The sequence below is a fragment of the Streptomyces sp. 150FB genome (genome assembly GCF_000818195.1).
In the GTDB taxonomy this organism is placed as follows: domain Bacteria; phylum Actinomycetota; class Actinomycetes; order Streptomycetales; family Streptomycetaceae; genus Streptomyces.
This window is the reverse complement of sequence record NZ_JTHL01000001.1, coordinates 5,852,737-5,863,352: the sequence shown is the minus strand read 5'-3', so window position 1 is coordinate 5,863,352 and position 10,616 is coordinate 5,852,737. Positions and strand designations below refer to the sequence as shown.

7 protein-coding genes and 2 pseudogenes are annotated in these 10,616 nt (G+C 72.6%); 3 read left to right on the top strand and 6 right to left on the bottom strand.

The window, feature by feature from the left end; translation table 11 throughout:
• Positions 1–630: DUF6350 family protein (locus QR77_RS46885; protein WP_236710801.1), on the bottom strand; the 630-nt coding region annotated here is incomplete at its 3' end.
• A 230-nt stretch (positions 631–860) separates the two neighbouring features.
• On the opposite strand from QR77_RS46885, the pseudogene QR77_RS25315 reads away from it, so the two are divergent.
• Positions 861–1,712: pseudogene (locus QR77_RS25315) on the top strand (sigma factor-like helix-turn-helix DNA-binding protein); the annotation flags it as partial.
• 96 nt (positions 1,713–1,808) lie between these two features.
• Here the strand turns inward: QR77_RS25315 and sucD are convergent.
• The 5 genes from sucD to QR77_RS25290 all read right to left on the bottom strand — a co-directional run bounded on the left by sucD (position 1,809) and on the right by QR77_RS25290 (position 8,833).
• Positions 1,809–2,693 (bottom strand): succinate--CoA ligase subunit alpha, encoded by an 885-nt coding sequence (sucD, locus tag QR77_RS25310; protein WP_040024394.1) that lies wholly within the window; start codon positions 2,691–2,693, stop codon positions 1,809–1,811.
• Positions 2,694–2,740: 47 nt separating this feature from the next.
• Entirely contained in the window at positions 2,741–3,919 is a 1,179-nt protein-coding gene (sucC, locus tag QR77_RS25305) for an ADP-forming succinate--CoA ligase subunit beta (protein ID WP_040024393.1), read from the bottom strand.
• A gap of 212 nt (positions 3,920–4,131) precedes the next feature.
• Positions 4,132–5,262 (bottom strand): VWA domain-containing protein, encoded by a 1,131-nt coding sequence (locus QR77_RS25300; RefSeq protein WP_107069123.1) that lies wholly within the window; start codon positions 5,260–5,262, stop codon positions 4,132–4,134.
• A gap of 86 nt (positions 5,263–5,348) precedes the next feature.
• The gene (locus QR77_RS25295; RefSeq protein WP_040024392.1) at positions 5,349–7,733 is read right to left on the bottom strand and encodes a DUF5682 family protein; all 2,385 of its coding nucleotides are present in this window, start codon (positions 7,731–7,733) and stop codon (positions 5,349–5,351) included.
• Complete coding sequence (locus QR77_RS25290; protein ID WP_040024391.1) at positions 7,730–8,833, bottom strand: AAA family ATPase; 1,104 nt, start codon at positions 8,831–8,833, stop codon at positions 7,730–7,732. Before QR77_RS25290 ends, QR77_RS25295 begins: the two co-directional genes overlap by 4 nt.
• Before the next feature lie 125 nt (positions 8,834–8,958).
• Between QR77_RS25290 and QR77_RS25285 the strand changes: the two genes are divergently transcribed.
• Both QR77_RS25285 and QR77_RS49090 read left to right on the top strand, forming a co-directional pair.
• Positions 8,959–10,317 (top strand): SWIM zinc finger family protein, encoded by a 1,359-nt coding sequence (locus tag QR77_RS25285; RefSeq protein WP_173476349.1) that lies wholly within the window; start codon positions 8,959–8,961, stop codon positions 10,315–10,317.
• 112 nt (positions 10,318–10,429) lie between these two features.
• Positions 10,430–10,616, top strand: a pseudogene (locus QR77_RS49090) (hypothetical protein); the annotation flags it as partial.

Below are 10,616 nucleotides of genomic sequence, written 5' to 3'. Positions count from 1 at the left end.
GCGTCGCCCCGGCGCCCACGCGAGATGGGCCAGCAGCGTCCGGGCGCTCCCGGGCAGCCACGCGGGCAGCGGGCTGAGCGGGCGTCCGCTGCCCGCCCACGCGCCTGCCGCTGTCGACAGCACCGTCACGAGGGGCAGCATGAGCGTCGCGCTCAGCGGGCGTACGCCGAGCGGCCCGCCCGTCGCGTAGATCAGCGCGGCGATGCCCACCAGTAGATATCCGCCGCCCACTGTGTACAGCGCGCCCACCACCGTGAGCTGCGGCCGGCCGACCTGCGGGACGAGGGCGTCGCGCGCCGCGCGGTAGGCCAGCCAGACGGGCAGCGTCATCAGCAGCAGAGGTACGACGCCGATCGGCGCCGGTGTGCCGGAGAGGGTGTCGGGGCGCAGGAGTTCGACGCCGTGCGCGAACAGCCACAGCGAAGCGGCCACGCGCAGGGCGTCGTCGGCGCCGCTGTCGGGGTAGGGGGTGCTGACCCACATCGCCATCGTGAGCATGGCGAGAGCGCCGAGCCCGGCACCGGCGGCGATGGCTCCACGGAGAAAAGGCGCGGTCAGCGCGGCGACCCGGCCGCGGTCGGAGGCGGAGGCCGAGGACAACGGCGTGCTGCGATCGGTCACTTGCGTCACGCCGCCATGCTGCCAACGACACGCACTTTATGCGCGTAACGGGCGGATGGTCGCCGTGTCGCCCAATATACGTTTATGTGTTTATTCGATCATTCCCTTGCTGCGGAGACTCCCCGATGACGCACAGCACCCTCGCCGAAGACCCAGCCCCGACCGACCCAGTGCCCCCGTCCGACGCCGCGTCAGCCCCCGACGCCGCGTCAGCCCCCGATCCCGACCCCACCGTACGGACGCCGGCGCAGGCGTTCGACGCGCTGTACACGTACGCGGCGCCCGATCTCGTACGCCAGGCCTATCTGCTGACCGGGCGTCGGGCGCTCGCCCACGAATCCGTCGAACGCGCCTTCCATCTCGCGTGGCAGCGCTGGCCCGAGGTCGCCGTCGACCGCGATCCGGTGGGGTGGGTGCGGGCCGCGCTGTACGAGTACGCGACCTCGCCCTGGCACCGGCTGCGCCGTGCGCACAGGCACCCCACCGCCCCCGGGGACGACGCGGAGAGCGGAGGCAACGGGGGCAGCGGGGGCAGCGGGAACAACGGGGAGGACGGTGACGACCGGAAGGCGCTGCACGAGGCGCTGCTCGACCTGCCACCCGCCTACCGCCGCACCCTGCTGCTCTACGACGGCCTCGGCTTCGACCTGCCGGAGACCGCCGCCGAGACGGAGGCCAGCACCCGGGCCGCCGCCCACCGGCTGCTGCACGCCCGCGCGGCGATCGCCGGGCGGCTGCCGGAGCTGAGCGACACCGGGACACTCCACGCGCGCCTGGACTCACTCGCACGGGCGGTCACCGACCCGGCGCTCTCGCCGGCGCCGGTGGTACGTACGGGGTGCGAACGCCGGGCCCGGTTCTGGACGCGGACGACCGTCGCCTTCACGGCGCTGATCATGGGGGCGACGGGATTCACGCTGGCGACGGCGCCGACGCGGTACGACCCGGTGCAGGCGCCCGGCCAGCGGGTCGGCGGTGTACCGCTGACCAGCGGCCCGCAGCGGCTGAGCCCGGCGGACCTGAAGCTGCGCGACCGGCTGCGGGCCCTGCCGACGAACGGTCCCTACCGGCTGCTGCCGCTGGCGTACTGACCTGGCCGTGCGCGGGCCCGCCGGGTGCGCGTACGCGCGTGGGCCCGCCCCCATGTCCCCGGGGGCGGGCCCACGCGCTTACAGCCGTACGGAACCTCAGCCGGCGAGGATGGCGCGCGCCAGCTCGGCGGTCTCGGTCGGCGTCTTGCCGACCTTCACGCCCGCGGCCTCGAGGGCCTCCTTCTTGCCCGCCGCCGTGCCGGAGGAGCCGGAGACGATGGCGCCGGCGTGGCCCATGGTCTTGCCCTCGGGCGCGGTGAAGCCCGCGACATAGCCGACGACCGGCTTCGTGACGTTCTTCGCGATGAAGTCGGCGGCGCGCTCCTCGGCGTCGCCACCGATCTCACCGATCATCACGATCAGGTCGGTGTCGGGGTCGGCCTCGAACGCGGCGAGCGCGTCGATGTGCGTCGTGCCGATGACGGGGTCGCCACCGATGCCGACGGCCGACGAGAAGCCGATGTCGCGCAGCTCGTACATCATCTGGTAGGTCAGCGTGCCCGACTTGGACACCAGACCGATCCGGCCGGGCTTGGTGATGTCGCCCGGGATGATGCCGGCGTTGGACTGGCCCGGCGTGATGAGACCGGGGCAGTTCGGGCCGATGATCCGCGTCTTGTTGCCCTTGACGCCCGCGTACGCCCAGAAGGCGGCGGAGTCGTGGACGGCGATGCCCTCGGTGATGACGACCGCGAGCGGGATCTCGGCGTCGATCGCCTCGACGACCGCGGCCTTGGCGAAGGCCGGCGGCACGAAGACGACGGAGACGTCGGCGCCCGTCTTCTCGATCGCCTCGGCGACCGAGCCGAAGACGGGTACGTCGGTGCCGTCGAAGTCGACGGACGTACCGGCCTTACGGGGGTTCACGCCGCCGACGATGTTGGTGCCGTCAGCGAGCATGAGCTTGGTGTGCTTCATGCCGGTGGCGCCGGTCATCCCCTGGACGATGACCTTGCTTTCCTTGGTCAGGAAAATAGCCATGGTGTTTGTGACCTTGTTCCCTTGTCGTGTCTGAAGACGCGTAGACGTCAGCGTGCTGCTGCGGCGAGCTCTGCGGCCTTGTCGGCCGCACCGTCCATGGTGTCCACGCGCTGCACGAGCGGGTGGGCGGCGTCGGAAAGGATCTTGCGACCCAGCTCCGCGTTGTTGCCGTCGAGGCGCACGACCAGCGGCTTCGACACGTTCTCACCCTTGGACTTGAGCAGCTCCAGGGCCTGCACGATGCCGTTGGCGACCTCGTCGCACGCGGTGATGCCGCCGAAGACGTTGACGAACACGGACCTGACGTCCGGGTCGCCGAGGATGATCTCCAGGCCGTTCGCCATGACCTCGGCCGAGGCGCCGCCGCCGATGTCGAGGAAGTTGGCGGGCTTCACGCCGCCGTGGGCCTCACCGGCGTACGCGACGACGTCCAGGGTCGACATGACCAGACCGGCGCCGTTGCCGATGATGCCGACCTCGCCGTCGAGCTTGACGTAGTTGAGGTTCTTGGCCTTGGCCGCGGCCTCCAGCGGGTTGGCAGCCGCCTTGTCCTCAAGCGCCGCGTGGTCCGGCTGGCGGAAGTCGGCGTTCTCGTCGAGCGAGACCTTGCCGTCCAGCGCGATGATCTTGCCCGCACCGGACTTGACCAGGGGGTTGACCTCGACAAGGAGGGCGTCTTCCTTGATGAAGACCGTCCACAGCTTCTGCAGGACGTCGGCGACCTGGTCGGCGATCTCGGCCGGGAACTTCGCGGCGGCGACGATCTCGGCGGCCTTCTCGGGCGTGCAGCCCTCGTGGGCGTCGACCGGGATCTTGGCCAGCGCTTCGGGGTTCTCCTCGGCGACGACCTCGATCTCCACGCCGCCCTCCACGGACGCCATGGCGAGGAAGGTGCGGTTGGTGCGGTCGAGCAGGAAGGAGACGTAGTACTCCTCCGCGATGTCGGCGGTCTCGGCCAGCATCACCTTGTGGACCGTGTGGCCCTTGATGTCCATGCCCAGAATCTGGCCGGCCTTCTCGACGGCGTCCGCCGGGTCGGAGGCCAGCTTGACGCCGCCCGCCTTGCCACGGCCGCCGACCTTGACCTGCGCCTTGACGACAGCCTTGCCGCCGAGACGCGTGGTCACCTCGCGGGCCGCCTCAGGCGTATCGATGACTTCACCGGCCAGCACCGGTACACCGTGCTTGGCGAAGAGGTCCCTCGCCTGGTACTCGAACAGGTCCACGCGTGTGTCCGTCCCTTGTCTACTAAAAACCGCAGCCTGCGATCGCGGGGTTCTATGTCGTCTGCGTGGGCGTGCCGCGATGGGCAACGTGACCGCTCTGTCACTGAGGGAGGCGTACACGCTGTCCGGATACGCGGCATGTCCGTCTCGCAGGTTATCCCCGTGGGGGTTGGGTCCCTAAATCACAGATCACACACGGGCGGTGATACCTGTCACAGCCGGGCCGCCTCGTCGGGTACGGGCAGCGGGCGCTTCTCGATCGCCGCCGCCATCACGTCGGGGAACAGGTCGGGCGTGCAGGCGAAGGCCGGGGCGCCGAGTTCGGCGAGCGCCGCCGCGTGCTCACGGTCGTACGCGGGCGCACCCTCGTCGGACAGTGCGAGCAGCGCGACGAACTGCACTCCCGACGCCTTCATCGCCGCGACCCTCTTCAGCATCTCGTCCCGGATGCCGCCCTCGTAGAGGTCGCTGATCAGGACCACGACGGTGTCGGCGGGGCGGGTTATCTGCGACTGGCAGTAGGCGAGGGCGCGGTTGATGTCGGTGCCGCCGCCGAGCTGGGTGCCGAAGAGGACGTCCACCGGGTCGTCGAGCTGGTCGGTCAGGTCGACCACCGCGGTGTCGAAGACGACAAGGCGGGTGGCGATGGAGCGCATGGAGGCGAGGACGGCGCCGAAGACGGAGGCGTAGACGACGGAGGCGGCCATCGATCCCGACTGGTCGATGCAGAGGACGACCTCCTTCTTCACCGACTGCGAGGCCCTGCCGTATCCGATGAGGCGCTCGGGGACCACCGTGCCGTGCTCCGGCAGGTAGTTCTTGAGGTTGGCCCGGATCGTGCGGTCCCAGTCGATGTCCCGGTGGCGCGGCCGGTTGATACGGGCCGACCGGTCGAGGGCGCCGGTCAGGGTGGCGCGGGTGCGGGTCGCGAGCCGCTTCTCGATGTCGGCGACCACCTTGCGTACGACGACGCGGGCGGTCTCCTTGGTGGTCTCGGGCATGGCCTTGTTGAGCGAGAGGAGCGTCCCGACCAGGTGGACGTCGGCTTCGACCGCCTCCAGCATCTCGGGTTCCAGCAGCAGCGTGGAGAGCCCGAGGCGGTCGATGGCGTCCCGCTGCATGACCTGGACGACGGAGCTGGGGAAGTACGTACGGATGTCGCCGAGCCAGCGGGCGACGGACGGCGCCGAGGCGCCGAGCCCGGCGGAGCGGTCGCGGCCCCGCCCGCCGCTTCCGCCGCCGTTGCCCGAGCCGTACAGGGCGGCCAGCGCGCCGTCCATGGCGGCGTCGCGGCCGGAGATCGCGCAGCCGGTGCCGTCGGCGCCCTGTCCGCCGAGCACCATGCGCCAGCGCCGCAGCCGCTCGTCGGTGCCGCCGGCCGTACCGGTCGTGCTGTCCGTACCGGTGGTGCTGTCCGTCCTGGCCGTGGTCATCGGGCCACCTCCGCGAAGTCGACTGTCGTGTCCGTGCCGAGCAGGAGCCGTACGACGGGGAGGACCGCGTCCGCCCGTGCCGCGTCCAGGCCGGGGCCGAAGCCGGGAAGCGCGGGCTCCGTGGGCGCGGCGCCCGGCGCCCGGTCTTCGGGTGCGCGCCCGTTCCCGCGTCTGGCCAGCTCGCCCAGGGTGCGGCGGACGCCCGGCTCGTACGCGGAGAAGGTGCGGCGCAGCAGCGGGAGCACATCGGTGAACGCGTCGGCGCTCACCGATGTCAGCCAGGCGTCGAGCAGACCGAGCAGGCGTTCGTCGTGGACCAGGAGCATGCCGCCGCCCGAGGCGCCGCCCACGAAACCCTCGATCCAGGCGGCGGCGTCGGTCGGCGCGGTGCCCGGCGAGAGCGCGAGCCCCATGAACCGCGCCGCCTCGTCCTCGGCGAGCCGCCCGTCGTCCAGCAGCAGCCGCGCCGCGCGCCCCCGGATGACTCCGGGGACCGGGTCCCGCTCGGCGAGCTTGTGCAGGACGGCGCCCCAGCGCGCCGCCCGCTCGCCCTCGGTCTCCCCAGCGCCGTCGGACAGCAGGCCCATCGCGGTGTGGACGGCGTCGAGATGGCCGCGCATCTCGTCGGCCCCGTTGCCGTCGAGGCCCGCGCAGGCCGGCGGCAGCGCCACACAGATCCGGTCGGCGAGCCCGGCGGCCACCTCCCCGAGGGCCGAGGTGTCGGTGGACCGCGCGTCGCCGTAGCGCAGCGAACGGGCCAGTGCGGGCAGCGCCTGGGCGAGGTGGCCGACGTCGGCGTCCAGCGCCGCGCGGTCGGCCAGCGCGCGCATGACCACGGGCAGCGCGTCCGGCAGGTCGGCGAGCAGACAGCGCTCGGCCAGTGCCGTCACCTCGACGAGGGCGGTCGCCGACACGGCCCGCGCCTCGGCCTTCGCGGTGGCCGCCGCGAGCACCGTGGTGCCCCAGACGCCGGCCTCGGCCACCCGTACGTACAGCTCGGGCTCCCAGCCAAGCCGCCAGGTCTCCCGGAAGGTGCCGGTGCTTCCGCGGCCCGCAGCCGGCTCGCCCCAGCCGATGGCGAGCAGCCGCAGCCGGTGCAGCAGCTTGCTGCGTTCGGCGTCCATCTCCTTACGGAGGTCGAGGTCGAGATCGCGCTCCAGCACCTCCGGCTTGAGGCGCAGGGAGCGCTGGAGCCGGGTGAGATCGCGCTGGAGCGGCACGGCGGGCGCGCCGTCCGGGACCTCGCCGAGTACATCGCCGACGATGAGCCGGTCCCTGATGAGGTCGAGCGGCACGTCGGAGCCGTCGCACATCACGGCCCTGATCGCGTCGGTCGTCTCGGTGAGACCGGCCAGCGGGCGGCCGCGCATCACGGCGAGGGTCTGGGCGAGCCGTACCGCCTCGATGACATGTGCGGAGGAGACGAACCTGTCGTCGTCGCGCATCAGCCCGGCGACCTTGGTCAGCCAGCGCTCCACCGGGCGGTCCTTCGCGCCGAAGAGGTGCGCGTACCAGCCGGGTGAGTCGACGCCTGCGCCGTAGCCGCTGTGCCGGGCCAGCCTGCGGTGGGTCCAGGGCACCCAGGTCAGCTCCGTCCTGACCTTGGGCAGCCCCTTGAGCAGGGCGCGGTCGGCGGTGGCGGTGGTCTTCTCCGTCAGCGCGGGCACATGCCAGGCGCCGCAGACGACGGCGACCGCGTCGTCCCCGAACTCCTTGCGCGCGGCCCGGAGCTGAAGGCGCATATGGGCCTCCCGCACGAGGTCCCTGCGGTGCCCGCCGTCGCCGAACTCCTCGCGCAGCGCCGCCATCGCCTCGGCGACCGCCTCGAACGGCGCGAAGGGGTCGGCGGCCCCGCCCGCGCCCTGGTGCTCGACGGCGTCCTCCCACCAGCGCTCGGGGTCGTCGTATCCGGCGGCCGCGGCGAGTTCGGCGATGGGGTCGATACGCAGGCCGGCACCGTCGTCACCGCTGTCCTCGGCGGCGTCCTCCCCTTCTGCCTCTTCCCCTGCTTCTGGCTGTTCTGCTGCTTCTGCCTCTTCTTCGGCGGCGAGCGCCAGGGAGTGCGCGGCCGGCAGGTCGATGAAGCGGACCGGTACGCCGTGGTCGAGCGCCCAGCGGATCGCGACCCACTCCGGCGAGAACTCGGCCAGCGGCCAGAACGCCGCGCGCGCCGGGTCGTCCACGGCGTGGGCGAGGAGCGCCACGGGCGGGCGCATCGTCTCGTCGGCGGCGAGCGGCAGCAGCGCGTCGCCCTCGGGCGGGCCCTCGACGAGTACGACGCCGGGCGCCGCAGCTTCGAGGGCCCGCCCCACGCCCCGGGCCGAGCCGGGGCCGTGGTGCCTGACGCCCAGCAGCAGCGGTCCGGCTGTGGACCCGCTCACGCGCTCACCTCACGGCAGGCACGGTAGAAGTCCTTCCAGCCGTCCCGCTCGCGGACGACCGTCTCGACGTACTCCTGCCAGATCGCCCGGTCCGCCGCCGGATCGCGTACGACGGCGCCGAGGATGCCCGCGGCCACATCGCCGGGGCGCAGCACGCCGTCCCCGAAGTGGGCGGCGAGGGCGAGGCCGTTGGTGACGACCGAGATCGCCTCGGCCGTGGACAGCGTGGCGGACGGGGACTTGAGCTTCGTACGCCCGTCGGCCGTGACGCCGTCGCGCAGTTCACGGAAGACGGTGACGACCCGTCGGATCTCGTCGATGCCTTCAGGCCCTGTGGGCAGCGAGAGCGAGCGTCCGATCTGGTCGACGCGCCGCGAGACGATGTCGACCTCGGCCTCGGGTGTCGCGGGCAGCGGCAGTACGACGGTGTTGAAGCGCCGACGCAGCGCGCTCGACAGGTCGTTGACACCCCGGTCGCGGTCGTTGGCCGTGGCGATCACATTGAACCCGCCGACGGCCTGGACCTCCTCCCCCAGCTCGGGGATGGGCAGGGTCTTCTCGGAGAGGATCGTGATGAGCGAGTCCTGCACGTCGGCGGGGATACGGGTCAGCTCCTCGACCCGCGCCGTCATGCCCTCGGACATCGCCCGCATCATCGGGCTCGGCACCAGCGCGTCGCGGCTCGGGCCGTGGGCGAGGAGCTGCGCGTAGTTCCAGCCGTAGCGGATCGCCTCCTCGGGCGTGCCGGCCGTCCCCTGCACCAGCAGGGTCGAGTCGCCGCTGACCGCGGCGGCGAGATGCTCGGACACCCAGGTCTTCGCCGTTCCCGGCACGCCGAGGAGCAGCAGCGCCCGGTCGGTCGCGAGTGTGGTGACGGCGACCTCGACGATCCGGCGCGGGCCGACGTACTTCGGCGTGATCACCGTCCCGTCCGGCAGGGTGCCGCCGAGCAGATAGGTGGCGACGGCCCACGGCGAGAGCTGCCAGCGGGCGGGCCTGGGCCTGTCGTCGGAGGCCGCGAGTGCCTTCAGCTCGTCGGCGAACGCGTTCTCCGCGTGCGGACGCAGTACCTCGGCGCCAGTGTTTTCGGGCACGGTCATGGATCCCCCAGAACTTCTCGCCGGATGTGTGTCCCACCGTGCACCACGCCACTGACAATCACCGTCGGGCCGTGGATCACCGCAGCTCAGGGCGGTTGTCAGTGGGGGGTTCTACCGTCGGTGGCATGAATAAAGCGGGGGTGCGCTGGACGGCGGAACAGGTGCTGGGACTCTCTCCTGACGCCGCTTCGAGCAAGGCGGGCAGCAAGCTGAGCGCGGCGGGGTCGTGGTCGGAGGCGGGCAGCGGTGACGAGGGCGCCGTGTGGGGCCTGTGCCAGGGCAGCGGCTCCAAGCCGTACCGCACAGTGGTCGACACCATGGGCCCCGCCTACACCTGCACGTGCCCGAGCAGGAAGTTCCCCTGCAAGCACGCGCTGGGTCTGCTGCTGCTCTGGGCGGCGGACGACGGGTCGGTCGCTGCGTCGGCCGAGGTGCCGGACTGGGCCGGAGAGTGGCTCGGCAAGCGGCGCAAGCGCGTCGAGAGCAAGGAACGGCCGGAAGCGGCGGCCGGGGAAGGGCCGGCGAAGACGGCGGATCCTGAGGCGGCCAGACGCAGGGCCGAGCGCAGGAGCACCCGGATCACCGCCGGTGCCACGGAGCTTGAGCAGCGGCTGACGGATCTGCTGCGCGGCGGTCTCGCGACGGCCGAGCAGTCGGGGTACGGACTGTGGGAGGAGACGGCGGCCCGCATGGTCGACGCCCAGGCCCCCGGACTGGCGGGCCGGGTGCGGGAGTTGGGGGCGATACCGGGCTCGGGTCCGAACTGGCCGGTGCGGCTGCTGGAGGAGTCGGCGCTGCTGCACCTGCTGGACCAGGCCTGGCTGGGCGTCGACCGGCTGCCGGAGCCGCTGGCGACGACGGTCCGCACCCGGGTCGGGCTGCCCTCGTCCGCCACCGGAACACCGGTCAGGGACCACTGGCTGATCCTCGCGCAGTACGACACCACGGACGGCAAACTCCTCACCAGGCGCGCCTGGTTGTACGGGCGGGACTCGGGGCGCACCGCGCTGGTACTCGCGTTCGGCGCGGCCGGCCGGTCGCCGCAGCTCGCCCTGCCGGTGGGGCAGACGGTGGACGCCGAGATCGTGCCGCACGCGGGCGCCGGCCAGCTCAGGGCCGACTGGGCCGGGCAGTTGGGCGCTCCGCTGCCTGTCGACAGCCCGCCGCCCGGCGGGTCCGTGGCCGACGCCGTCGAGGCGTACGGCAGGGCGCTCAGGGACGACCCGTGGCTCGACTCCTGGCCCGTGACGCTCGGCGATGTCATACCCGTGCCACGGGCCGGGGAGGGGTGGCAGGTGGCCGACGCCGACGGCACCTCGGCGCTGCCCGTCACGGCTGCCGCCGCCCAGCGCTCCGGGCTGTGGAAGCTCGCCGCGCTCTCCGGCGGCGGCCCGGTCACGGTCTTCGGCGAGTGCGGTCACCGGGGCTTCAACCCGCTGGCAGCCTGGTCGCCGGACGCGCCGGGGACCGTCTCCCTCGTCTGAAGCAGAACCGGAATCCGCGCCCGCGCCCGTATATCTACGGAGGCCCCCGATGACCAGCACCAGCACCAGCACCACAACCACCACCCCGGCCGGCACCACGAACCCCACGGCGACAGCCTGGGAGGCGCTCGTCACCTCGGCGCTGCTCGGCACGGACCGCCGGAACCCGCCGGCGGACCTGATGACCCCGGGCAGGCAGGCGCCGGTGGCGCTGCTGGACGCCGCCGCGCTGCACACCGTACGGCGCAGGGCAGGCCTGCTGCCCGCGCCGGCCGCCGCGATCCCCGGTCCCGCGGCCC